We start from the raw sequence: 24,002 nt of genomic DNA, 5'->3' as shown, positions 1-24,002 counted from the left end.
CTACTACCCGCCTCGTGGACGTGCTCGGCACGGGTAGTAGTTATGCGCTCGGTGGTGGGGCGCGGGTAGTACTTGCAGGCGCTTGGGGTCAGCCGGTGGGCTGGGCGAACCGCACGCGGTGGCTGTCGCCGTCGGACAGCAACGACGCCAGCTCCTGCCCCTCCTCGGCGACGGCGGCGTGCTCGGCCGGGGAGAACCCGCGCAGCGGCGTGACCACCACGGTGTCCACCTCGGTCGCCCAGGTCGCCGCGACCCGGCCGTCGACCAGGACGACCCTGGCCCCGGCGACCGACAGCCCCCGGTGGGCGTGGTCGATGATCCGGTCGCGGTCGTGGTAGCCCAGGATCGCGTTGTCGAACGCGGGCAGGAACCGCACCGGGGCCGGGGTGTCCGAGTCGGGTCGCGGCGCGTCGGGCAGGTCCAGCAGTTCCCGGCCGCGCTCGTCGCGGAAGGCGACCAGCTCGCCCCGCACCGCGGCCACCGCGGCGGGCAGGCCCGCCAACCCGCACCAGGCGCGCAGGTCGGCCGTGGCGGCGGGGCCGAACGCGGCCAGGTAGCGCCGCACCAGCGCCCGCCCCACCGCGTCGGAGCCGTCCGGGTCGGGCGGGTCGACCTCGCGCCCCAACCAGGACGACAGCGGCACGTTGCGCACTCCCGCCTTGACCCGCCACAGCCCGCGCGGCGGCAGTTGCACCACGGGCACCAGCGCGGCGATCACCACCTCCCCCAGCGCACGGGGCCCCGCGCCGGGCCAGCGCGCGGCCAGCGCCCGGCCCAGCTCGCCCATCGAGCGGGGTTGGCCGTCGGCCAGCAGCGCCCGGCCCGCCGCGGCGAGCTCGTCGAGGTCGACCCCGTCGAGCTCGCGGCGGTAGACCCCGAGCACCCGCTGGCGCAGCATGGCGTCGTGGCGGGCCCGCCACGCCAGGGCGTCCTCGGCGGTGAGCAGGTGGATCGTGCGGCGCATCAGGTGGGTGCGCACCACGCGCCGCCCGGTGAGCAGCTCGTCCAGGGTGGCCGGGGCGAACCCGCGCAGCCGCGACCACAGCCCGACGAACGGCTCCTGCGGTTCCTGCGCCTGCAGACCGCCCAGGTGCGCCACGGCGTCGAGCACCGGCAGCCCGGCGCGGTCCAGCAGCAGCTGCCGGGCCAGCGTCGCGCGGTTGAGCGCGCGGGTGTCCAGCACGGTCATGCCGCAGCGCGCTCGGCGACCGGCCTGCGGCGCAACGCCGCGTGCTCGACGGCGGGCGGCACGTGGGAAACGTCCAGCGGGCCCAGGTCGGTGCCGGGCGCCACGACCCGGTCGATCCGGTCGAGCAGCTCGTCGTCCAGCGTGACCTCGGCACCGGCCAGCAGGTCTTCGAGCTGCTGCGGGGTGCGCGGGCCGATGATGGCCGAGGTGACGCCGGGGTGGGCTACGGCGAAGGCCATCGCCAGGTGGGTCAGCGACAGACCGGCCTGGTCGGCCAGCGGGATCAGCTCCTCCACGGCGGCGAGCTTGCGCTCGTCGGTCATGTGCCGGGGAACCCAGTGCATCCGCGCGTTCCTCGGCTCGGGCCCGCCCTTGCGGTAGCGGCCGGTCAGCAGCCCCATCGACAGCGGGCTCCACACCAGCACCCCCATGCCGTAGCGCTGGCACACGGGCAGGACCTCGCGCTCGATGCCCCGGTTGAGGATGGAGTACGTGGGCTGCTCGGTGCGGAAGCGCTGCAACCCGCGCCGCTCGGCGACCCACTGCGCCTCGACGATGTCCGAGGCGGGCAGGTTCGACGACCCGATGGCGCGCACCTTGCCGCTGCGCACCAGGTCGGTCAGCGCGGACAGCGTCTCCTCCACGTCGGTGCGCGGATCGGGGTGGTGGACCTGGTACAGGTCGATGTGGTCGGTCCCCAGGCGCCGCAGCGAGTCCTCCACCGCCGTGACCACCCAGCGCCGCGAGCTGCCCCCGCGGTTGGGGTCCTCCCCCATCGACCCGTTGAACTTGGTGGCCAGCACCACGTCGTCGCGCCTGCCCTTGAGCGCGGCGCCCAGGATCTCCTCGGACAGGCCGTGAGGGCCGTACACGTCGGCGGTGTCGATGAAGTTGATGCCCGCGTCCAGCGCCCGGTGGACGATCCGGGCGCAGTCCTGCGGGTCGGGGTTGCCCGCTTGGCCGAACATCATGGTGCCCAGGCAGTAGGGGCTCACCCGGATACCGGTGCGCCCCAGGTCTCGCATCCTCACGGCGGTGCCGTTCCTCTCGGTTGTCGCGCGGGTCCGGCGGCGGTTCAGACCGTCACCAGGATGGTGCTGACCAGCAGGCTGCCGAGCAGGTTGTAGGCGCCGGAGATCAGCGAGTAGAACAGCGGCCGCGGGAAGTTCGGGTTGATGGCGATGTTGACGGTGTTCGCCACCAGGTACCCCGCGCCGACGATCAGGCCGAACAGCAGGGCGTCCGGGTAGGACTCGACGCGCAGCGCGGCCATCAGGACCCCGCTGGTGGCGGTCACCACCAGAGCGGTCAGCGCGGGGCCGAAGTAGAACAGGGGCGAGCCCTCCGGCCGCGCCGCCGCGTCGCGGCCCAGCGAGGTGTTGTAGGCCCTGGCGAACAGCAGGGCGAACCACAGCGCGCCCAGCAGGGTGAAGGCGATGAAACCGACCAGGACGCCGATCCAGTTCACATCGCCCAGAACGTCGAACACGTTTTCTCCACACCTTCGTCTGATCATCGGGAAGAGCCGCCGGGTGGACCGCTCGGGCGGTGTCCGGCACGTGGCCACGATCGCAGCCGAAGCGGACAGGTTGTGACCTCTTCTCCGGCAGGATGGAACCGTGCAGAAGACCTCAGCGCGGTTGCTCTCGCTGCTCTCGCTGCTCCAGGCCCGCCGGGACTGGCCGGGGGCGCTGCTGGCCGAACGGCTGGAGATCAGTCCGCGCACCGTGCGCCGCGACGTCGACCGCCTGCGCGAACTCGGCTACCCCATCGTGGCCACCAAGGGGCCGGACGGCGGGTACCGGCTCGGCGCGGGCGCGGAACTGCCGCCGCTGCTGTTCGACGACGAGCAGGCGGTCGCGCTCGTCGTCGGGCTGCGGATCGCCGCCGTCAGCGGCGCGGGCGTCGAGGAGGCCGCGGCGCGGGCGCTGAACACCGTCCGGCAGGTCATGCCCGCCCGGTTGCGCCGCCGCGTCGACACCTTCCGGGTCACCCCCGTGCAGCGGTCCGCCGCACCGCGGGTCGACAGCGGCGTGCTCGTGGCGCTCAGCGCCGCCGTCCACGCCCGCGAGGTGCTGCGCTTCGACTACCGCCGCCCGGAGGACGACGGCGACGACGCGCTGACTCCGCCGCGTCGGGTGGAACCGCACCACCTCGTCACCAGAGGCGGGCGCTGGTACCTCGTCGCCTGGGACCTCGACCGCGACGACTGGCGCACCTTCCGCGCCGACCGGATCAGCCCGCGCACCCCGACGGGACCGCGCTTCACGCCGCGCGAGCTGCCCGGAGGGGATGTGGCCGCCTTCGTCACGAGCAGGTTCCGGGGCTCGGACGGCTCCGGCGACTGGCCGTGCCGGGGCGAGGTGATCCTCGACCTGCCCGCCGCCGCCGTCTCCCGGCACACCTCCGAGGGCGTCGTCGAGGAGTTGGGCCCGGACCGCTGCCGACTGGTCCTGGGCTCCTGGTCGTGGACCGGTCTGGCCGCCGCGCTGGGCAGGTTCGACGCCGACGTCGAGGTCGTCGGTCCGGCCGAGCTCAAGGACGCCTTCGCCCGCTTGGCCCACCGCTACGCCAGGGCCGCGGCGGGCTGACCCAGGGCTGTCCCGGTTCGTGAGCACGTCGCGCGGCGTGGCGCGGTGGCCTGGGTAGTACTTACCGGCCCCCGTGGGCCCCCCGGGTGGTACTTGCGGGCGCGGTGGGGGTGTGACCGGGCCGAGGCGGGGGCTCCCGGACCGCCACCGGCAGCGAGATCACCACCGTCAGCCCGCCGCCGGGGGTGTCCTCGGCCAGGATCGTCCCGCCCATCGCCTCGGTGAACCCCTTGGCGACGCTGAGCCCCAGCCCGACACCGGGCGCGCGGTCCCCCAGGCGCTGGAACGGCGCGAACACCGAGTCGGCCGTGTTCTTGGGCAGGCCCGGCCCGTGGTCGACCACGCGCAGCTCGACCTGGTCGCCGTGCGCGCTGGCCCGGATGGCGATCTCCGGCTCGTCCTCGGCGATCCTGCCGTCGCCGTCCACGTCCACCACGCGCCGCGGGGTGAGCCTGCCGTGCCGCAGCGCGTTGTCGACCACGTTGGCGACCACCCGCTCCAGCAGCCCGGCGTCGGCCAGCACGGGCGGCAGGTGCTCGGCCACCTCCACCGTCAGGGCGTGCCGCTCGTCGATCCCGGACAGCGCCCGCGCCACCGCCTCGTCGTAGCCCAGCGGGCGCAGCAGCGGCGCCACCGCGCCGGTGGCCAGGCGGGAGGAGTCCAGCAGGTTGTCCACCAACCCGGCCAGCCGGTCCGCCGAGACCTCCGCGGTCTCCAGCAGCTCGGCGGTGTCCCGCGCGGACAGCCGCAGGTCGGGATCGCGCAGGCTGCCCACGGCGGCCTTGATCGAGGTCAGCGGCGTGCGCAGGTCGTGCCCGACGGCGGAGAGCAGGGCCGTGCGCAGCTCGGTGGTCTCCGCGCGCCGCCGCGCCTCGGCGGTCTCCGCGGCCATCCGCTGCTGGCGCAGCGCGAGCAGCGCCTGCCCGGCGGCGGCTTCCAGGACCCGCTGGTCGCCCGCGGGCAGGGCGCGACCGCGCAGCACCAGGTGCACGTCGGCGGTGACCGGCACGTCCACGTCGGCGTCGTCGGGCTCGTCGCACGGCTCGGGTCCGACGCAGGCCACCCGCCGCCACTCGCCGTCGATGCGCTCCAGCAGCGCCACCGAGTCCAGGGCGAAGTTCTCCCGCACCTTCTCCAGCAGCCGCGCCAGCGGGTACGGGCTGGTCAGCACGGTGCGGGCGTAGGAGGCCAGCAGCGCGGCCTCGGTGCGCGCCCGCGCGCCCCGCTCCGACAGCCGGGCCGCCCGGTCCACCACCAGCGCCACCAGCACCGCCGTGGCCGCCGCCAGGACCAGCGCGACCAGGTCCCGCGCGCCTGCCACCGCCAGGCTGTGCCGGGGCGGGGTGAAGAAGAAACCCAGCAGCGCCACGCCCAGCAGCGCGGTGGACAGCGCCGGTCCCACGCCGCCGACCAGCGCCACCACCACGGTGGCCAGGAGGAACCCGACCGGCTCGGCGGAGGACCCGATCGCGGGCGTCGGCACGCCCAGCGCGGTCACCGCGGCGGGCAGCAGCAGCGCCAGCGCCCAGCCCAGCAGGTGCCGCGACCGGGGCAGCGGCCTGCGGTCCACCCGCCACCGCAGGCCGCGGCGGCTCTCCGGGTGGGTGACCATGTGCACGTCGATCGAGCCGGACGCCTGGATCACCGCCGCGCCGATGCCCTCGTCGAACACCCGCGCCAACCGGGACCGGCGCGAGGTGCCCAGCACCAGCTGGGTGGCGTTGACCCCTCGGGCGAACTCCAGCAGCGCGGTCGGCACGTCGTCGCCGACCACCGCGTGGAAGGTGGCCCCCAGGTCCTCCGCGACCCGGCGCGCGGCGGCCACCCGCTGCGGCGGCGCGCCCGCCAAGCCGTTGCCGCGCAGCACGTGCACCACCAGCAGCTCCGCCCCGGCGCGCACCGCGATGCGGCGGGCGCGGCGGATCAGCGACTCGCTCTCCGCGCCGCCGGTGACCGCCACCACCACCCGCTCCCTGGTCTCCCAGGTCTCGGTGATCCGCCGGTCGCTGCGGTAGCGCTGCAGCGCCACGTCGACCTGGTCGGCCACCCACAGCAGGGCCAGCTCGCGCAGCGCGGTCAGGTTGCCCACCCGGAAGTAGTTGGCCAGCGCGGCGTCGATCCGGTGCGCCGCGTAGACGTTGCCGTGCGCCAGCCTGCGCCGCAGCGCCTCCGGGGTGATGTCGACCAGCTCGACCTGCTCGGCGCGGCGGACCACCTCGTCGGGCACGGTCTCGTGCTGCGGCACGCCGGTGATGCGCGCCACCACGTCGTTGAGCGACTCCAGGTGCTGCACGTTGACCGTGGACAGCACGTCGATCCCGGCGTTGAGCAGCTCCTCCACGTCCTGCCAGCGCTTGGCGTTGCGCGAACCGGGCGCGTTGGTGTGCGCCAGCTCGTCGACCACGGCCACCTCGGGGGCGCGGAGCAGCAGGGCCTCGACGTCCAGCTCGGTCAGCTCGACACCTCGGTGGCGCACCCGGCGGCGCGGCAGCACCTCCAAGCCCTCCACCAGCGCCGCGGTCCTCTCCCGGCCGTGCGCCTCCACCAGGCCCACCACCACGTCGGCCCCGCGCTCCCGACGGCGGTGGGCTTCGCCGAGGACGGCGAAGGTCTTGCCAACGCCGGGCGCCGCGCCGAGGTAGATCCGGAGTTCGCCGCGCCTGCGCCTGGTTTCCACGGTCCCAGTGTGCGCTCGGCGGCACGGCGCGGACGCCCCCGACGGGCACACTTACGCGGTGTTGACGGGACCGGTGGTGGTCGTGGACGGCACGCGGTCGGCCCGGGAGCTCGCCGCCGAGCGCTCACTCCGGCGGAGCAGCGGAGCAGCGGAGGCCGCGCGGACCGACGCCCGATCCCGGTGCGCCATGACGAGACAACGCCCACCCACCTGAGGCAGGCTGGCCTCAGGGACCTATGGGGGGAGACGACCATGGCACCAGTCGAGACCACCGCAGCGGGCTTCGCGCGACCGGCGAGCCGCCGGTGACCCGGCGCAGGCGCGTCGAGGACCTGACCTCGTTCGCCGTGCCGGAGCAGCCCGCGCTGTCACCGGACGGCTCCCAAGCCGTCTACGTGCTGCGCACCGCCGACGCCGAGGCCGACCGCGACAACCGCGCCCTGTGGCGGGTGACCGCGGATGGGCGGGCCAGGCAGCTCACCCGCGGGCACGCCGACTCCGCGCCCGCGTGGTCCCCGGACGGCACGGGCATCGCGTTCCTGCGCGCCCAGGACGGCCCGCCGCAGGTGTGGCTGCTGCCTTCGGGCGGTGGCGAGCCGGAGCGGCTGACCTCCTCGCCGCTGGGCGCGGGCCCGCCGGTGTGGAGCCCGGACGGCACGCGGATCGCCTTCACCGCGCCGGTGGACCCGCACGGCCCCGCGCGCCCCGCCGCCCCGCTGGTGGCCGACCGGCTGGACTACCAGGCCGACGGCGCGGGTCCGCTGGGCACCAGGCGCGAGCACCTGCACGTGCTCGACCTCGCCACCGGGCGGTGCCGCCAGGTCACCGAGGGCGACTGGCGCGCGGGGGCGCCCTCCTGGTCGCCGGACGGCGCGAAGCTCGCCTTCGCCGCCGCGACCGCGCCGGACGCCGACCTGGTCAGCAGCGCCCCGGCGCACGTCGTGGACGTGACCGGGCCGCTCACCACGCCCATCCCGGTCGGCCCGGCCGAGCACGTGACCGACGCGGTGACGTGGACGGCGGACGGCTCGGCGCTGCTGGTGGTGGCGCGCACCGCCGGGCCGGTGGGCCACGCCAGGCTGCTGCGCCTGCCGCTGGACGGCGGCGACCCGGTGGATCTGGCGGGCCCGCTGGACCGCAACGTGATGCCCGGCGGCCCCGGTTACCCCGGCGGGGTGCCGCGGCTGACCGACGACGGCCGCGCGGTGCTGTTCTGCGTGCGCGACCGGGGTTGCACGCACCTGTACTCCGCGCCGGTGGACGGCGGTGCGCCCACCGCGCTGGTGACCGGCGCCGGGCGCACCGTGTCCGGGCTGTCGGTGGCGGGCGGCTCCGCCGTGGTCGTGCTCGGCACGCCGACCTCGTTCGGCCGGGTGGTCCGGGTCGATCCGGCCACGGGAGCCGAGACCACCTTGGCGGTGCATGACGACGACGCCGAGCCGTTCCCGTGCGAGGAGCGCGAGTTCACCATCGGCGACGGCACGGTGGTGCACGGCTGGCTGATCCGCGACCCGTCCTTCGAGGGTCCGCGCCCGTTGCTGCTGGACATCCACGGCGGCCCGCACAACGCGTGGAGCGGGACCGCCGACGAGGCGCGCCTGTACCAGCAGGAGCTGGTCGCGCTCGGCTGGGTCGTGCTGCTGCTCAACCCGCGCGGCAGCGACGGCTACGGGGAGGCGTTCTACAACGCCGCGCTGGGTGCCTGGGGCACCGCGGACGCGCGGGACTTCCTGGAGCCGCTGGACCAGCTGGTCGCCGAGGGCTTGGCGGACCCGCGGCGGCTGGCCGTGGCGGGCTACAGCTACGGCGGCTACATGACCTGCTACCTGACCAGCCGGGACGACCGGTTCGCCGCGGCCGTGGCCGGGGGCGCGGTCACCGACCTGACCAGCATGGTGGGCACCTCCGACGGCGGGCGGTTCATCAGCGAGCACGAGCTGGGCGGCAGGCCGTGGACCGGTGACCCGGACTACGGCGGGATGTCGCCGATGGCGCGCGTGGACCGCGTGCGCACCCCGACGCTGGTCCTGCACGGCCAGGAGGACCTGCGCTGCCCGGTGGGGCAGGCCCAGCAGTGGCACACCGCGCTGCGCGAGCTGGGCGTGCCGACCCGGCTGGTGCTCTACCCCGGCAGCTCGCACCTGTTCGTCCTCAACGGCCCGCCGTCGCACCGGATCGACTTCAACCGGCGCGTGGTGGACTGGGTGCGCCAGTACGCGGGCTCGGCGAGCGGGCCGCGCCGCCCCCGGCTGGACGCGGCGCACTGGCAGCGCAGGCTCACCGCGCTGGCCCAGCGGCACGGCGTGCCCGGCGCGGTGCTCGGCGTGCTGCGGGTGCGCCCGGACGGCGAGGACGAGCTGGTCGAGGCGGCGCACGGGGTGCTCAACCGCGCCACCGGGGTGGCCGCCACCACCGACTCGCTGTTCCAGCTCGGCTCGATCACCAAGGTCTGGACCGCGACGGTGGTCATGCGGCTGGTCGACCAGGGGCGGCTGGACCTGGACGCGCCGGTCGCCGACGTGCTGCCCGAGCTGCGGCTGGCCGACCCGGAGGTGGCGGCGCGGGTCACCGCGCGGCACCTGCTGACCCACACCAGCGGCATCGACGGCGACGTGTTCACCGACACCGGGCGCGGCGACGACTGCCTGGAGCGGTACGTGGCGGAGTTGGCGGAGGTGGCGCAGAACCACCCGCTCGGCGTCACCTGGTCCTACTGCAACTCCGGCTTCTCGCTGCTCGGCCGGGTCGTCGAGCGGCTGACCGGGGGCACCTGGGACGCGGCGCTGCGGGAGCTGCTGCTCGCCCCGCTCGGCCTGCGGCGCACGGTGACGCTGCCGGAGCAGGCGCTGCTGCACCGCGCCGCCGTCGGTCACTTCGGCGCGCCGGAAGCCGTGCCCGCCGAGGTCTGGGGCCTGCCGAGGGCACTGGGACCGGCGGGGCTGATCAGCTCGACGGCGGCCGACGTGCTCGCCTTCGCCCGGCTGCACCTGACCGGCGGTCTCGGGCCGGACGGCGACCGGCTGCTCGGCGAGGACAGCGCCGCGGCGATGGCCGCCGCCCAGGTCGACCTGCCCAGCGGGCACCTGATCGCCGACTCGTGGGGCCTGGGCTGGTGCCGCACCGAGTGGGACGGGCGCAGGCTGGTCGGTCACGACGGCAGCACCATCGGCCAGTCGGCCTACCTGCGGTTGCTGCCCGAGGAAGGGCTGGCCGTGGTGCTGCTGACCAACAGCGACAGCGCCCGCCCGCTCTACGAGGACCTGTACCGGGAGATCTTCGCCGAGCTGGCGGGTGTGACGATGCCGAACCGGCTCGCACCACCCGCCGACCCGGTGCCGGTGGACCTCGACGACGTGGTGGGGACCTACGAGCGGACCGCGCAGCGGCTGGAGGTGTTGGAGGGCGGGGTGCTGCGCAGCACGATCACCGGCGCGCTGGCCGAGCTGCTGCCCGAACCCCCCATGGAGTACGAGCTGGTTGCCCTGGAGGAGAACGTGTTCGTGGTGTGGGAGCCCCAGCACAGCTCGTGGGTGCCGGTGGTGTTCTACCGGTTGCCGACCGGCGAGCGGTACTTGCACTTCAGCAGCCGCGCTACTCCCAAGGTGTCCTGAGTGGACGCGGCGGAGCGGATGCGGGCGGCGCTGCCCGTGATGCTGCGTGACATCGAGACCCTGGTGACGTGCGAGTCGCCCTCGTCGGACTTGGCGGCGGTGGCGCGCAGTGCCGATGCGGTGGCGCGGCTGGGCGTCGAGCGGTTGGGTGTCGAGCCGGAGCGCGTCGTCGTGGACGGCCGGACGCACCTGCGCTGGCGGTTCGGGGACGGGCCGCGGCGCGTCCTGGTGGTGGGTCACCACGACACGGTGTGGCCACTGGGCACCTTGATGACACATCCGTTCACTGTGGACGGTGGTGTGCTGCGCGGTCCGGGGTGCTTCGACATGAAGGCCGGGCTGGTGCTGGCGATGCACGCCCTCGCCGCGCTCCCCGACCGGTCCGGCGTGACGCTGCTGGTCACCGGGGACGAGGAGATCGGCTCCCCTACCTCGCGCGCGCTGGTCGAGGCCGAGGCGGCGGGCTGCGCCGCCGCGCTGGTGCTGGAGGCGTCGGCGGGCGGCGGGGCGCTCAAGCTGGAGCGCAAGGGCGTTTCCCGCTACGGGGTGCGGGTGCGGGGCCGGGCCGCGCACGCGGGGCTGGAACCCGAGCTCGGCGTCAACGCCACCGTCGAGCTGGCCCACCAGGTGCTGGCGGTGGCCGCGCTGGCCGACCCCGGACGCGGCACGACGGTCACCCCGACGCTGATGTCGGCGGGGTCCTCGGCGAACACCGTCCCCGCGCTGGGCGAGGTCGCGGTCGACGTGCGCGCCCGCGACGCGGCGGAGCAGCGGCGGGTGGACGCCGCGATGCGCGCCCTGCGGCCCGTGCTGGCGGGTGCCGGGGTGGAGGTCTCCGGCGGGCCGAACCGCCCGCCGCTGCCGGGGTCCGCGTCGGCGGCGCTGTTCGAGCGCGCTTCGGCGGTCGCGGCGGCGCTCGGGCTGCCCCCGCTGAGCGGGGTGGCGGTGGGCGGCGGCTCGGACGGCAACTTCACCGCCGGGGTGGGCACCCCCACGCTGGACGGGCTCGGCGCGGTCGGCGGCGGCGCGCACGCCGACGACGAGCACGTGCTGGTCGCCGAACTCGCGCCGAGGGCGGCGCTGGTCGCGGCGCTGGTCGCCGACCTGCTGACCGGGGACGGGGCATGACCGGCATCGCGGAGACCGCCGCCCACGCGGCCGAGGCGGCCTCGCGGGCGGCGGGGGTGCGCGTCCGCGACCTCACCGACCTGCCCGACCTCGACGCCGTCTACCGGCTCTACGACGACATCTGGCGACCCGACCCGACGAACCCGCCGGTGACCACGGAGCTGCTGCGCGCCCTGACCAAGGGCGGCAACCACGTCGCGGGCGCCTATGACGGGACGACGCTGGTGGGTGCCAGCGTGGCGTTCTTCGGCCCGCCCGCGGACCGCGTGATGCACAGCCACGTCACCGGGGTCGCCCCGACCTCACTGGGCCGCGACGTCGGATTCGCGCTCAAGCTGCACCAGCGCGCGTGGGCGCTGCGGCGCGGGGTCACCGCCATCACCTGGACGTTCGACCCGCTGGTGAGCCGCAACGCCTACTTCAACCTCGCCAAGCTGGGCGGCGCGGTCGCCGAATACCTGCCCGACTTCTACGGCGGCATGCGCGACGCCATCAACGGCGGCGACGCCACCGACCGACTGCTGGTCCGCTGGGACCTGGCCGCCCCCGAGGTCGAGGCGGCGTGCGCGGGCTCCCCCGCCCGGCCCGACGCCGAGCGGGCGGGCGCGGCGGTGGTCGCGCTGGGGCGTGACGAGCGCGGCGCGCCGGTCCCCGGCTCGACCGACGGCGGGACCGTGCTGGTGGCGGTGCCGCCGGACGTGACCGCCCTGCGCCGCACCGATCCTGGGCTGGCCCGGCGGTGGCGGGTGGCGGTGCGCGAGGTGCTCTCGCCGCTGGTCGCCGAGGGTCCGAGGGCGACCGGGTTCGACCGCGCCGGGTGGTACGTGATCAGCAGAGGAGAGCGATGGAGCTGACCGGGGTGGAGCTGCGCAGGGTCCGGATGCCGCTGGTGGCGCCGTTCCGCACGTCGTTCGGCACCGAGACCACCCGCGACGTCCTGCTGCTGCGCGTGGTCACCGACCAGGCCGAGGGCTGGGGCGAGTGCGTCGCGCCCGCGGCCCCGCTGTACTCCTCGGAGTACGTCGAGGCCGCGCAGCACGTGCTGCGGACCCACCTGATCCCCGCGCTGGCCGCGCACCCGCGCCTGGACGCGCACGCCGTGGCCCCCGCGCTGGCGGCGTTCAAGGGGCACCGGATGGCCAAGGCGGCGCTGGAGATGGCCGTGCTGGACGCCGAACTGCGGGCGGCGGGCAGGCCGCTGGCGCGGGAGCTGGGCGCGGTGCGCGACCGCGTCCCGTGCGGGGTGTCGGTGGGCATCATGGACTCGGTCCCCCGGTTGCTCGACGCGGTCGCGGACTACCTGGACCAGGGCTACCTCCGGATCAAGCTCAAGATCGAACCCGGCTGGGACGTGGAGCCGGTGCGCGCGGTGCGCGAGCGCTTCGGCGACGACCTGCTGCTCCAGGTCGACGCCAACGCCGCCTACACCCGCGCCGACGCCGCCCACCTGGCCCGGCTGGACCCGTTCGGCCTGCTGCTGGTCGAGCAGCCGCTGGCGGAGGAGGACCTGCTCGGGCACGCCGGGCTGGCCGAGGTGGTCGGCACGCCGATCTGCCTGGACGAGTCGATCACCTCCGCCCGCGCGGCCGCCGACGCGATCCGGCTGGGCGCGTGCCGGGTGGTCAACGTCAAGCCCGGTCGGGTGGGCGGTTACCTGGAGGCGCGCCGGGTCCACGACGTGTGCGCCGCGCACGGCGTGCCGGTGTGGTGCGGCGGGATGCTGGAGAGCGGGCTGGGCCGGGCGGCCAACGTGGCGCTGGCCGCGCTGCCCGGTTTCACGCTGCCCGGCGACACCTCCGCCTCGGACCGCTACTACCGGGCCGACATCACCGAGCCGTTCGTGCTCCGCGACGGCCACCTGGCGGTGCCCACCGCGCCGGGCCTCGGCGTCGATCCGCTGCCCGACGCCCTGGCCGAGGTGACCACCTCCACCGAGTGGCTGCCCCGCTGATCCCCCGGTCGGGTGGGACATTTACAAATCACCGCACCGTGCGGAAAACTGCCCACACCACGGTCTTCCGGGGGAGGGAAACGGGATGCGCACGACAACCGCGTCGCTGTCCGCTGTGGCCCTGCTCGCGGCGCTGGTCGTCGCGCAGCCCGCAGCGTCCGCCGCGCCCGACGGGCAGGACGAGTACACCGCCGCCGCGCGGGAGTTCGGCGTCCCCGTCAGCGTGCTGCTCGGCGTGTCGTACCTGCAGTCCCGGTGGGACGGCAACGCGGGCGAACCCAGCCGAGCAGGCGGCTACGGCCCGATGCACCTGACCGACGGCGCGCGGCTGCGGCAGGGCGAGCACCACGACGGTGAGGAGGACCCCCGCGGCGACACGGCCCGACCGCTGTCGCCGAGGCAGAGCACGCCCACCACCACCGTGCCGGACTCGCTGCGCACGATCGACCGCGCCGCCGAGCTGACCGGCGTCCCCCTGGAGCGGCTGCGGTCCGACCGGCGGCAGAACATCCGCGGCGGCGCGGCGCTGCTGGCCCGGTACCAGCGGGAGCTGGGCGCGCCCGCGAGCGAACCCGGCGCCTGGTACGGCGCGGTCGCCCGGTACAGCGGAGCCGAGGACGTGACCACCGCGCGGCAGTTCGCCGACGACGTCTTCGACGTCATCCGCAGCGGCGCCACCCGCACCACCGACAGCGGCACGACCGTGACGCTACCCGCCGACGCGGGCGTGCGCCCCGCCGTCGAGCAGGTCGACCGGCTGGGCCTGCGGCCCCCCGAGCCCGGCGCGGAGTGCCCGGCACGGCTGGGCTGCGAGTGGCTGCCCGCCCCCTACGAGCACTACGACCCCAGCGACCCCGGCGCGTACGGCAACCACGACCAGGCGCGGCGGCCCCGCGACCTGGACATCCGCTACATCGTCGTGCACGACACCGAGGCCACCTACGACCGCACGCTGGACCTGGTGCGCGACCCGACGTACGTGAGCTGGCAGTACACCATCCGCTCCAGCGACGGGCACGTGGCGCAGCACGTCAAGGCCGAGGACGTGGCCTGGCACGCGGGCAACTGGTACGTCAACGCGCACTCGATCGGCATCGAGCACGAGGGCTTCGCCGCGCAGGGCACCTGGTACACCGAGTCGATGTACCGGTCTTCGTCCCGCCTGGTGCGGTACCTGGCGCAGCGCTACGGCGTCCCGCTGGACCGCGCGCACATCATCGGCCACGACAACGTGCCCGGCACCGTGCCCTCGACGGTTCGCGGCATGCACTGGGACCCCGGTCCCTACTGGGACTGGGCGCACTACTTCGACCTGCTCGGCGCGCCGCTGCGCGGGGTGGGCGGTTCCCGGTCGGCCTCGGTCCTGATCAAGCCCGACTTCGCGACCAACCGGCCCGCCATGACCGGCTGCGACAGCGCCCGCCCGGCCGACCCGTGCCCGGCGCGCGGCAGCACGTCGGTGTTCCTGCACACCGAACCGAGCGAGGACAGCCCGCTGGTGCCCGACATCGGCCTGCGCCCGGACGGCTCCGCCAGCACCCGCCAGGTCAGCGACATCGGCGGCCGGGTGGACACCGGCCAGCGGTTCGCCGTGGCCGAGCGGCGCGGCGAGTGGACCGCGATCTGGTACCTGGGCGGCAAGGCGTGGTTGCGCAACCCGCCCTCCGCGCCCACCGCGGTCGGTTCCGGCGGCTGGCTGGTGACGCCGAAGCGGGGGTTGCCGCAGGTGTCGGTCTACGGTCGGGCCTACCCGGAGGAAGCGGCTTACGAGGGCACCGGTGTGCCGTACCAGGCGGTGACCCCGTTGCAGTACGCGCTGCCCGCCGGTCAGTTCTACGCGGTCGGCGACCTCCGCCCGCCGACCGCCTACTACTTCGCGCAGACCTGGGAGGGCCCGCGCGTGGTGGTGCGCGGCGACCAGCGCTACTACGAGATCCAGTTCGGCCACCGGGTCGCCTTCGTCAAAGCGTCCGAAGTGGACTTGACCTGGCGCTGGTAGGAGGACGGCGGGGCCTGGCGCGGGCGGGATCGCTCGGACACACTGCAACCATGAGCGATCCTGCCGTCACACTGCCCTCCTACGACCTGTTCGATCCCGAAGTGCTGCGGGACCCGATGCCGCTGCTGCGCGAGATCCGCGCGGAGAGCCCGGTGTGCCTGCTGCCCCAGCTCGGCGCGTACCTGGTGACGCGCCACGCGGACGTCGTCTCCCTGCTGAAGGACAAGCGCTTGACGACCGGCAACCTCAGCCAGGGGCTGAACCGGTTGAGCCAAGCGGAGCAGGACGAGCTGATCCCCCTGCGCACGTCCATGGCGTTATGGATGGGGCACACCAACGAGGAAGACCACGTCCGGTTCCAGCAACTGCTCAAGCGGTACTTCACCCCGGCCACGGTGAACGGCTTGCGGCCGCGAATCCGCGAGCTGACCGGCGAGCTGCTGGACGCGGTGGCACCGCGAGGCCGCATGGACGTGGTGGCGGACCTGGCCTACCCGCTGCCCGCCAACGTGATCGCGGAGATGCTCGGGATGCCCACCAGCCACCGCGAGCAGCTGCAGGCGTGGTCGCGGGACATCATGGCGGTGTTCCGGTTGGCCGACATAGACCTGTTGCGGATGAGCCAGCGCAGCGTCCTGGAGATGCAGGACTACTTGCGCGGCCTGGTACAGCAGCGCCGCGACGAGCCCCGCGACGACCTGCTGAGCGTGTTCGTCGCCGCGGAGCGCGAGGGGCTGGTCAACGAGGACGAGATCGTCGCCAACTGCGTGCTGCTGCTGTTCGCCGGGCACGAGACGACCGCCAACCTGATCGCCAACGGGCTGGCGCTGCTGTTCGACAACCCCGACCAGTTCGCCCTGCTCAAGTCCGACCCCGCGCTGACCCCCGGTGCGGTGGAGGAGATGCTGCGCTGCGGCGGGCCCGCCTCGACGGTCGTGCGGGTCAGCACCGAGCCGGTGGAGGTCGGCGGCGTCGAGTTCCCCGCGGGCACCCAGTTCTACCTCGCCATGGTCGCGGGCAACCACGACCCGGAGGTGTTCGAGGACCCGGAGCGCTTCGACATCCGGCGCAAGCCCAACCGGCACACCGCGTTCGGCCTCGGCTCGTTCTACTGCCTGGGCGCGGCGCTGGCCCGGACGGAGACCGACGAGTGCTTCCGCGTGCTGCTGGAGCGCTGCCCCGACATCCGTCCCGATTACGACACGCCCGACCGGATCTCGATCCCGCCGCTGGGCCAACGGCTGGTGACGCTGAACGTCAGGTTCTGACCTCGCGCGGGGGCCGGTCCCACCGGCCCCCGCACCGGGCTACCGGTCGCGCAGGTCGGCGAGCAGGTCGGCGAAGGAGTCCTCGGAGACGATGGGGATGCCGTAACCACGGGCCTTGGCCGCCTTGCCGGACAACGAGTCGGGGTCCGCCGCGACGACCAGCCGGGTCTTCTTCGTGACCCCGCCTGCGACCACGAGACCGGTCGCGGCGGCGCGCTCCTCCCACACCTCGCGAGGTTGGCTCATCTGGCCGGTGAACACCACGCGGTCGCCCGGTTCGAGTCGGAACCGGGTCCAGCCGCCATCGGCTCGCGCGGCCTCCTCGGCGGCCTCGAACGCGCGCGCGACATCTTCACCGCCGAGTCCGAGCAAGGCCGCGACCAGCTTCAGGTCCGCGCCCTCCTCGTCGGTGACGATGCCGTCCGCCCACGCGGCGCTCGCCAACGCGCCCAGGTAGTCGCGGTGCAGCGCCGTCACCTCAGGCAGCCCCAGCCCGAGACCCCGCGCGGTGTCCAGCAATTCCTGCTGCTCGGCGGCGGAGACGTCCCTGTCCAGCAGCGCACGGTCCAGCACGTCGAGGTAGGCGTCGGCCTGTGGCGGCTGCGCCACGCGGGGCAGCACGTCCACGAGCTTGGCCAGGAAGTGCGACTCCTCCCTGTGCTCCTGGCCGCGCACGACCGGAGGGGTGCCCACGGCGGCGAGTTCGGGCCACGGCCAGGCGTGCGCGCCGTGCGCGGTGTCGCGCCACGACTCCGGCCCGCCCGCGCGGTCGAGGAAGCAGGCCATCAAGCCTGCGGCGGCACGCGCGTCGTGCAGAGCGGAGTGCGCGGTCCCCAAGCGCACCCCCGCCGCGGCGCAGCACGCGGCCAGTGAGCGCGCGGCGGTGTCCAGGAAGCGATCGGCCAGCCGCATGGTGCACAGGGCGGGCATCGCCGTGAATGGCAGGTCCACGTCCAACCTCGCGTACTCGGCTTGGAGGAACCGCGCGTCGAACGAGAAGTTGTGGGCGACCAGCACCCGGCCGCGAAGCAGCAGTGCGAGATCACCCGCGATGTCGGCGAAGGTCGGTGCGGTGCGCACCTCTGCCGCGCGGATGCCGTGGACGTGCTGGGGGCCCAGGTCGCGCTGGGGGTTGACCAACGTGCACCACTCGTCGACGGTCCGCCCGGCCTCGTCGAGCTGGACCACGGCCACCTCGATCACCCGGTGGTGCAGCCCTGGCGCCAGCCCTGTGGTCTCCACGTCCACGACCGCGTACCCGTTGCCCATCGCGCCTCCCGTCGACCGACCGCTGACGAACCTGTCGTTCTGACGACAGCGCGGTGTTAACGACTATCACCGAGTACACTCATTCGGAGCAATGGCAGGGTCCGTTTACACATCGACATGTGACCGACTGTTGCGCATCCGAGTTTGAGTTACATAGACTCAAACCATGCTCACCAGGGATGAGGCGCTCGCGCGGGTGGAGGGGGCCGGATCGGCCACCGACCTGTTCGGCCCCCGCTCGGCCGACCCAGGCCGTCGAAAGGAAGCGCGGCGGTGGTACCGGGCGCTGGCCGTCGCCCTGCACCCGGACCGCGTCGGCCCGGCCGACCGACGCGCGCACGCCGCCTCGGCGCAGCTGACGCGGCTCCACCACGAGTGGCGGCGGACCGAGGAGCTGCGCGCGGACTCCGGGGCCCGCTACCGACTCGGACCCCGCCACGCGGTGGGCGGCATCGCCGACGTCCACCTCACCGACGACGCCCGGCACGTGGTCAAACTGGTCCGCGACCCCAGGCTGAACCCGTTGCTCCACGCCGAGCACCAGGCGCTGCGGGCGCTGCGGGACTTCACCGCCGAGCACCGCTGGCTCGCGCCCTACTACCCGCGCATGGTCGACGCGGCGACGGCGGGTCGCGCCTTCACGGTGTTCGAACCGCTGGTGGACGGCTTCGTGACGCTGGCCGACGTGCGCCGCGCGTACCCGGACGGACTCGACGGCCGTGACTACGCCTGGATGCACCGGCGTCTGCTGCGGGCCGTGGCGGGCGCGCACCGGATCGGCTTGGTGCACGGCGCGATCGTGCCCGAGAACGTGCTGGTGCACCCGGCGCAGCACGGCATCGTGCTGGTGGGCTGGTCGTTCAGCGTCGAACGCGGCCAACGGCTGTTGGCCACCAGCAAGGCCGCCGACTTCCAGGCCGCCTACCCCGCGGAAGTCCACAACGGACAGCCGGTCGGCCCGGCCACCGACATCCACATGGCGCACGCGGTGATGCTCACCGTGCTGGCGCACGACGAGAAACGGCAGCGCGCCTTCGCGCGCGGCTGCATGGCAGCCGATCCCGCCGGACGTCCGGACGCCGTCGACCTGCTCGACGAGTACGACGCCCTGCTGGAAGAGCTTTACGGGGAGCGGAAGTTCCGCCCCTTCACGATGAACGGAGCCTGACGTGGGACACGGCAAGTGGGATGACGACGCCTACGCGGCGGCGAAGACCTTCCGCGCCGCGAAGGGGATCGCCGACTTCGGCTACACCAGCGCGATGAAGGCGGCCCCGGCGGACCAGTGGAAGGCCGACCCGTCGCTGGACCCGCTGGGGGTCGCCGCGCGGGAGTGCCGGGACTCCGCCGACCACGCGGACTCGACGCCGATCGCGGTGCTGTTCGACGTGACCGGCTCGATGGGCCGCGTCCCGCAGATCATGCAGCGCAAGCTCGGCAGGCTGCACGGCCTGCTGCAGCGCAAGGGCTACCTCGCCGACCCGCAGCTGATGTTCGGCGGCATCGGCGACGCCGACAGCGACCGGGTGCCCCTGCAGGTCGGCCAGTTCGAGTCGGACAACCGGATGGACGAGCAGCTGCGCACGATCTTCCTGGAGGGCGGTGGCGGCGGGCAGAAGAGCGAGTCCTACGAGCTGGCCGCGTACTTCGTCGCCCGCCACGTGGTCACCGACGCCTGGCGGAAGCGCGGCCGCAAGGGCTACCTGTTCCTGATCGGCGACGAGATGAACAAGCCCCGCTTGGCGGCCCGCCACATCCGCCGGGTCATCGGCGACGACGTGCGCCAGGACATCTCCCCCGCCTCGGTCTACCGGGAGCTGGCCCGCAAGTGGCACGTCTACTTCGTACTGCCCAAGCAGTCGTCGTACTACGACGACCCCGAGGTCGCCGAGCACTGGCGCGAGCTGCTGGGCCAGCACTTCCTCAAGCTGGAGGACCCCGGCGCGGTGTGCGAGCTGATCGCGGCCACCATCGGCCTGGAGGAGCGCGCGGTCGACCTGGACCAGGCGATGGTCGACCTGGCCGAGGTCGGCTCGGCGGCCGAGAGCCGCGCGGTGGGCCGGGCGCTGGTGCAGGTCGGCGCGCGCGCCCGCGCGGTGCCCGCCGCCACCGCTCCCCCGCGCCTGGACGGCCCCGACGACGTGGCGCTGAACTGACGTGGCGCGGCGGGAGCACGTCGTCGTGGTGGGGCTGGGCTTCGGTGACGAGGGCAAGGGCGCGGTGGTGGACGCGCTGTGCCAGGACGGCCCGGTCGAGGCGGTCGTGCGCTTCAACGGCGGCGCGCAGGCCGCGCACAACGTCGTCGTGGGCGACCGGCACCACACGTTCAGCCAGTTCGGGTCGGGCACGCTCGCGGGCGTGCCGACCCTGCTGTCCCGGCACGTGCTGGTCGAGCCGATCGCGCTGGCGAGCGAGGCGCGGGAACTGGCCGCGCTGGGCGTGCCCGACCCGCTGCGGCTGCTGTCGGTCGACGCCGACGCCCTGCTCACCACCCCGATCCACGTGGCCGCCAACCGGGCCCGCGAGGACGCCAGGGGCGCGGACCGGCACGGCTCGTGCGGCAAGGGCATCGGCGAGACGGTGTGGTACTCGCTGGTGTCCCGACGCGGCGCGGGACCGGGTGACGTGGTGGAGGGCCAGCCGGTGCCCGGCACGCCGGGGCCCGCGCTGACCGTGGGCGACTGCGCCGACCCGGTGCGGCTGCGGCGCGGCCTGGACGCGCTGGCCCGGTTCTACGCGCCGCTGGTGCCGGACCCGCCCGCCGTGGCGGACCTGGTGGTGCTCTACCGGGCCTTCCACGACGCGGTGCGCACGGTGTCCGGCGAGGAGCTGGGTGCGCTGGCCGAGCGGGGCGCGCTGGTCTTCGAAGGCGCCCAGGGGGTGCTGCTGGACCAGTGGCGCGGCTTCCACCCGCACACCACCTGGTCCACCGTCACCCCCGACAACGCGCGCGGCCTGCTGGCCGCCGCGGGCCACCGGGCGCGGGTGCTCGGGGTGACCCGGACCTATCAGACCCGCCACGGCGCGGGTCCGCTGCCGACCGAGGACCCCGCCACGCGGCGCCGGTTCCCGGAGCGGCACAACGCCGAGGGGCGCTACCAGGGGGGCTGGCGGGCGGGCCACCTGGACGCGGTGCTGCTGCGCTACGCGGTGGCCGCGTGCGGCGGCGTCGACGGGCTCGCCGTCACCCATCTTGACCACGTGGCGGAAGGCTTGCGAGTGGCCACCGCCTACCGGGGGCTGGGCCGCGATCTGCCGTCCGAGCCGTCAACGGACCTGGTGGCCCGCGCCACACCGGTGCTGGAGCCGCTGCCGCGCGACCCCGAGGCGGTGCTGGCCCGGTTCGAGGAGCTGACCGGCGTCCCGGTGGTGGTGACCGGCAGCGGGCCCGACCGCGCGGACTACCGGGTGCGCACGCCGGTGCCGCGCTGATCCGGTGCCACGCTGATCCGGTGCCGTGCGCCAGAATCACGGCATGGACACGCCGCGCGTCGAGTCGAGCCTGGTGTCGGTGGACGTGCTCGCGCTGCGCTTCGACCCGGACGCGCGGGTGGTGCTGCTGGGCATCGCGACCCGCGCGCACGACCCGTTCGCCGGTGCGCGGGCCCTGCCCGGTGTGCTGCTGGGGCGGGGTGAGCGGCTGCGCGACGCCGCCGTGCGCGCGGTCACCGGCAAGCTGGGCGTGGCCGGGGACGCGGTGACGGCGGTGGGCCAGCTGATCACGTTCGACGAGCCCTCCCGCGACCCGCGCGGGCCGACGCTGTCGGTGGCGCTGTGGGCGACCGTGGCCTCCGGGCGGCACGAGGGCCCGCGGTGGGTGCCGCTGGACCAGGTGCCGCCGCTGGCGTTCGACCACAGCCGCATCGTGGCCGACTGCCGCCCGCTGCTGCGCGACCGGCTGTGGCGCGACCCGGCGTTCACCGCGGGTCTGCTGGGGCCGGAGTTCACCACGGCGCAGGCGCTGGACGTGACCGAGGCGCTGACCGGCGACCGGCCGTACCCGGCGAACCTGGGGCGCACCATGGACCGGGTGCCGGGGCTCAAGCGCACCGCCCGGCACGCGGCCGCGCTGCCCAAGGGCGGCAGGCCGCCCCTGGTGTGGCGCTGGGACCCCACCCCCTGACCGCGCCTGCAAGTACCACCCGCCCTCTCCCCAGGGGCCGTTGACTACTACCCGCCCCCAGGCAGGGGCGGGTAGTAGTCACGCGCTCGGGAACGCCGTGCGGGTGGTACTTGCGGGCGCGGGGAGGTGGTTGACCGGTCGAGGAGGGGGAACACCTGCGACGACACCCCAGCTACGAGGAGTGGTGATGGACCAGTACACGTTGCAGGACCCCCGGACCCAGTACCCGACGCCGGACCAGCAGCGCGGCCAGCAGCAGGAGCACCCCGGCACCGACGAGGCGATGACCCCCGAGCCCGACCACGGGGAGAAGACCTACCGGGGCGCCGACCGGCTGACCGACCGCAAGGCCGTCATCACCGGCGGTGACTCGGGCATCGGCCGGGCCGTGGCGATCGCCTTCGCCAGGGAGGGTGCCGACGTGGTGCTGTCCTACCTGCCCGAGGAGCAGCAGGACGCGGAGGAGACCGCCGCGCACGTCCGCGACGCGGGCCGCCAGGCCGTGCTGGTGCCCGGTGACCTGCGCACCGAGCAGGCGTGCCGGGAGCTGGTGGACAAGGCGGTGGAGGAGTTCGGCCGCATCGACGTGCTGGTCAACAACGCCGCCTACCAGATGTCGCAGGACGAGGGCCTGCTCGGCATCTCCAGCGAGCAGTTCGACCGGGTGTTCAAGACCAACCTGTACGCGATGTTCTGGCTGTCCAAGGCCGCGGTCGCGCACATGCGGCCGGGCGCGACCATCATCAACACCTCGTCGATCCAGGCGTTCCAGCCCTCCCCCCAGCTGCTGGACTACGCCGCCAGCAAGGGCGCCATCGTCAACTTCACCAAGGCGCTGGCCCAGGACCTGGCGGAGAAGGGCATCCGGGTGAACTCGGTGGCGCCCGGCCCGGTGTGGACGCCGCTGATCCCGGCCACCATGCCCGCCGAGAAGGTCGACTCCTTCGGCGGCGACACGCCCCTGGGGCGGGCGGCGCAGCCCGCGGAGCTGGCGCCGCCCTACGTGTTCTTCGCCTCCCAGGAGTCCAGCTACATCACCGGCGAGACCCTGGGCGTCACCGGCGGCAAGCCCCTGACCTGAGCACCCCAGCACCACCTCGGGGCACCGCGAACCTGGTGTTCGCGGTGCCCCGAGGCTCAGTTCGCGGTGTCCGAACGCTCAGTTCGCGACTGTTCTAGCCTGCCCAGGCCAGCAGGGCCTCGTGGCGGGCGGGGTCGCGCAGCAGGCGCAGCGACTCCTTCTCCAGCTGGCGGATGCGCTCGCGGGTCAGGCCCAGTTCCTCGGCCACCTCCTGCAGGGTGCGGGCGCGTCCGTCGGCCAGGCCGTAGCGCTGGGACATGATGCGGGCCTGCCGGTCGGGCAGCGTGCGGATCAGCGCGCGCAGCTCGGCGGCGACCGCCTGCTGCTCGACCGCGTCGTAGGCCTGCTCGGCGGTGGTGTCCTCGATGAGGTCGGCCACCGAGGTGCTGCCGTCGTCGCCGACCGGGGTCTCCAGGCTCAGCGTCGCGCGGCTGGCGTCGCGCAGCTCGATGATCCTGGCCACCGAGGTGCCCGAGACCTGCGACACCTCCTCCACGGTGGGCTCGCGGTCCAGCTCGGCGCGCAGCTTGCGCTCGATCTTGCCCAGCTTGGACAGCTCCTCGACCACGTGCACGGGCAGCCGCACGGTGCGGGTCTGCTCGGCCAGGCCGCGCTCGATGGCCTGGCGGATCCACCACGTCGCGTAGGTGGAGAACTTGTAGCCCTTGGCGTAGTCGAACTTCTCCACCGCGCGGATCAGGCCCAGGTTCCCCTCCTGGATCACATCGCCCAGCGGCAGCCCGCGGAAGGCGTGCTTCTTGGCCACCGACACGACCAGGCGCAGGTTGGCCCGGATCATGTGGTCCTTGGCCACGCGGCCGTCGTGGGCCACGGCGCGCAGCGCGCGGCGGCGCTCGGTCTCCAGCGGTGGGCTCTCCCCGGCTTCGGCGCGGCGCAGCAGCTCCGCGGCGTAGACGCCCGCTTCGATGCGGCGGGACAGGTCGACCTCCTGCTCGGCGGTCAGCAGCGGAGTGGTGCCGACCTCGCTGAGGTAGTGGCCCACCAGATCCGCGTCCGGCGACCACTCCCGGCGACGTGCGGTGCGGGGGGTGCGCGTCGAAACCGACATGACCGTCTCCTTGTCTGCGGTGGGCACGCGCGCTCGTCCGCGCGGT

The 24,002-nt window shown here is 74.3% G+C and carries 18 protein-coding genes; 12 read left to right on the top strand and 6 right to left on the bottom strand.

All coding sequences use genetic code 11. The annotated features are described in order from the left end of the window. Positions 1 to 88: 88 nt before the first annotated feature. The 3 genes from JOF41_RS08095 to JOF41_RS08085 are packed head-to-tail and all read right to left on the bottom strand — an operon-like array spanning position 89 to position 2,678. Positions 89 to 1,189, bottom strand: a complete 1,101-nt coding sequence (locus JOF41_RS08095) for a winged helix DNA-binding domain-containing protein (RefSeq protein ID WP_209617444.1) — start codon at positions 1,187 to 1,189, stop codon at positions 89 to 91. Next, the gene (locus JOF41_RS08090) at positions 1,186 to 2,220 is read right to left on the bottom strand and encodes an aldo/keto reductase (RefSeq protein ID WP_189226637.1); all 1,035 of its coding nucleotides are present in this window, start codon (positions 2,218 to 2,220) and stop codon (positions 1,186 to 1,188) included. The genes JOF41_RS08095 and JOF41_RS08090 overlap by 4 nt, the downstream gene beginning before the upstream one ends. Positions 2,221 to 2,264: 44 nt before the next feature. After that, positions 2,265 to 2,678: a DUF1761 domain-containing protein gene (locus JOF41_RS08085; protein WP_209617441.1), complete on the bottom strand. Its 414-nt coding sequence runs from the start codon at positions 2,676 to 2,678 to the stop codon at positions 2,265 to 2,267. Between the two features lie 130 nt (positions 2,679 to 2,808). Between JOF41_RS08085 and JOF41_RS08080 the strand changes: the two genes are divergently transcribed. Beyond that, complete coding sequence (locus JOF41_RS08080; protein ID WP_189226635.1) at positions 2,809 to 3,780, top strand: helix-turn-helix transcriptional regulator; 972 nt, start codon at positions 2,809 to 2,811, stop codon at positions 3,778 to 3,780. A gap of 61 nt (positions 3,781 to 3,841) precedes the next feature. On the opposite strand, the gene JOF41_RS08075 is transcribed toward JOF41_RS08080, so the two are convergent. Beyond that, complete coding sequence (locus tag JOF41_RS08075; RefSeq protein ID WP_209617438.1) at positions 3,842 to 6,457, bottom strand: sensor histidine kinase; 2,616 nt, start codon at positions 6,455 to 6,457, stop codon at positions 3,842 to 3,844. Positions 6,458 to 6,762: 305 nt separating this feature from the next. On the opposite strand from JOF41_RS08075, the gene JOF41_RS08070 reads away from it, so the two are divergent. The 6 genes from JOF41_RS08070 to JOF41_RS08045 all read left to right on the top strand — a co-directional run bounded on the left by JOF41_RS08070 (position 6,763) and on the right by JOF41_RS08045 (position 16,414). After that, positions 6,763 to 10,068 carry an LpqB family beta-propeller domain-containing protein gene (locus tag JOF41_RS08070; RefSeq protein ID WP_209617434.1) on the top strand — a complete coding sequence of 1,102 codons (3,306 nt, stop codon included), beginning with the start codon at positions 6,763 to 6,765 and terminating at the stop codon, positions 10,066 to 10,068. Between the two features lie 39 nt (positions 10,069 to 10,107). Further along, entirely contained in the window at positions 10,108 to 11,196 is a 1,089-nt protein-coding gene (locus JOF41_RS08065; RefSeq protein ID WP_209624077.1) for a M20 family metallopeptidase, read from the top strand. Further along, positions 11,193 to 12,050, top strand: a complete 858-nt coding sequence (locus tag JOF41_RS08060) for a GNAT family N-acetyltransferase (RefSeq protein WP_209617431.1) — start codon at positions 11,193 to 11,195, stop codon at positions 12,048 to 12,050. The genes JOF41_RS08065 and JOF41_RS08060 overlap by 4 nt, the downstream gene beginning before the upstream one ends. Beyond that, entirely contained in the window at positions 12,041 to 13,147 is a 1,107-nt protein-coding gene (menC, locus tag JOF41_RS08055) for an o-succinylbenzoate synthase (protein ID WP_209617428.1), read from the top strand. The genes JOF41_RS08060 and menC overlap by 10 nt, the downstream gene beginning before the upstream one ends. A gap of 85 nt (positions 13,148 to 13,232) precedes the next feature. Beyond that, on the top strand, positions 13,233 to 15,146 hold the full coding sequence (locus JOF41_RS08050) for an N-acetylmuramoyl-L-alanine amidase (RefSeq protein WP_189226631.1): 1,914 nt from the start codon (positions 13,233 to 13,235) through the stop codon (positions 15,144 to 15,146). 50 nt (positions 15,147 to 15,196) lie between these two features. Beyond that, entirely contained in the window at positions 15,197 to 16,414 is a 1,218-nt protein-coding gene (locus tag JOF41_RS08045; RefSeq protein ID WP_189226630.1) for a cytochrome P450, read from the top strand. Positions 16,415 to 16,453: 39 nt separating this feature from the next. On the opposite strand, the gene JOF41_RS08040 is transcribed toward JOF41_RS08045, so the two are convergent. Next, a complete protein-coding gene (locus tag JOF41_RS08040; protein WP_209617426.1) occupies positions 16,454 to 17,683 on the bottom strand; it encodes an exonuclease domain-containing protein in 1,230 nt (409 codons plus the stop codon). A 166-nt stretch (positions 17,684 to 17,849) separates the two neighbouring features. Here JOF41_RS08040 and JOF41_RS08035 point away from each other — a divergent pair, with 166 nt between their 5' ends. The 5 genes from JOF41_RS08035 (at position 17,850) to JOF41_RS08015 (ending at position 22,887) form a co-directional block, all read left to right on the top strand. After that, positions 17,850 to 18,851, top strand: coding sequence for a protein kinase family protein (locus tag JOF41_RS08035; RefSeq protein ID WP_189226628.1), 1,002 nt, complete (start codon positions 17,850 to 17,852; stop codon positions 18,849 to 18,851). 1 nt (position 18,852) lies between these two features. Continuing rightward, on the top strand, positions 18,853 to 19,839 hold the full coding sequence (locus tag JOF41_RS08030) for a hypothetical protein (protein ID WP_189226627.1): 987 nt from the start codon (positions 18,853 to 18,855) through the stop codon (positions 19,837 to 19,839). Position 19,840: 1 nt separating this feature from the next. After that, the gene (locus JOF41_RS08025) at positions 19,841 to 21,115 is read left to right on the top strand and encodes an adenylosuccinate synthetase (RefSeq protein WP_189226626.1); all 1,275 of its coding nucleotides are present in this window, start codon (positions 19,841 to 19,843) and stop codon (positions 21,113 to 21,115) included. Between the two features lie 43 nt (positions 21,116 to 21,158). Then, entirely contained in the window at positions 21,159 to 21,806 is a 648-nt protein-coding gene (locus JOF41_RS08020; protein WP_189226625.1) for an NUDIX hydrolase, read from the top strand. Between the two features lie 187 nt (positions 21,807 to 21,993). After that, complete coding sequence (locus JOF41_RS08015; RefSeq protein WP_189226624.1) at positions 21,994 to 22,887, top strand: SDR family oxidoreductase; 894 nt, start codon at positions 21,994 to 21,996, stop codon at positions 22,885 to 22,887. Between the two features lie 94 nt (positions 22,888 to 22,981). Here JOF41_RS08015 and JOF41_RS08010 read toward each other — a convergent pair whose 3' ends face one another. Beyond that, positions 22,982 to 23,956, bottom strand: coding sequence for a sigma-70 family RNA polymerase sigma factor (locus JOF41_RS08010; protein ID WP_189226623.1), 975 nt, complete (start codon positions 23,954 to 23,956; stop codon positions 22,982 to 22,984). Positions 23,957 to 24,002: the final 46 nt, after the last annotated feature.

Source organism: Saccharothrix coeruleofusca, from assembly GCF_017876325.1.
Classification (GTDB): Bacteria; Actinomycetota; Actinomycetes; order Mycobacteriales; family Pseudonocardiaceae; genus Actinosynnema; species Actinosynnema coeruleofuscum.
The sequence above is the reverse complement of the archived record's forward strand: the minus strand, read 5'-3'. Positions and strand labels throughout refer to the sequence as shown.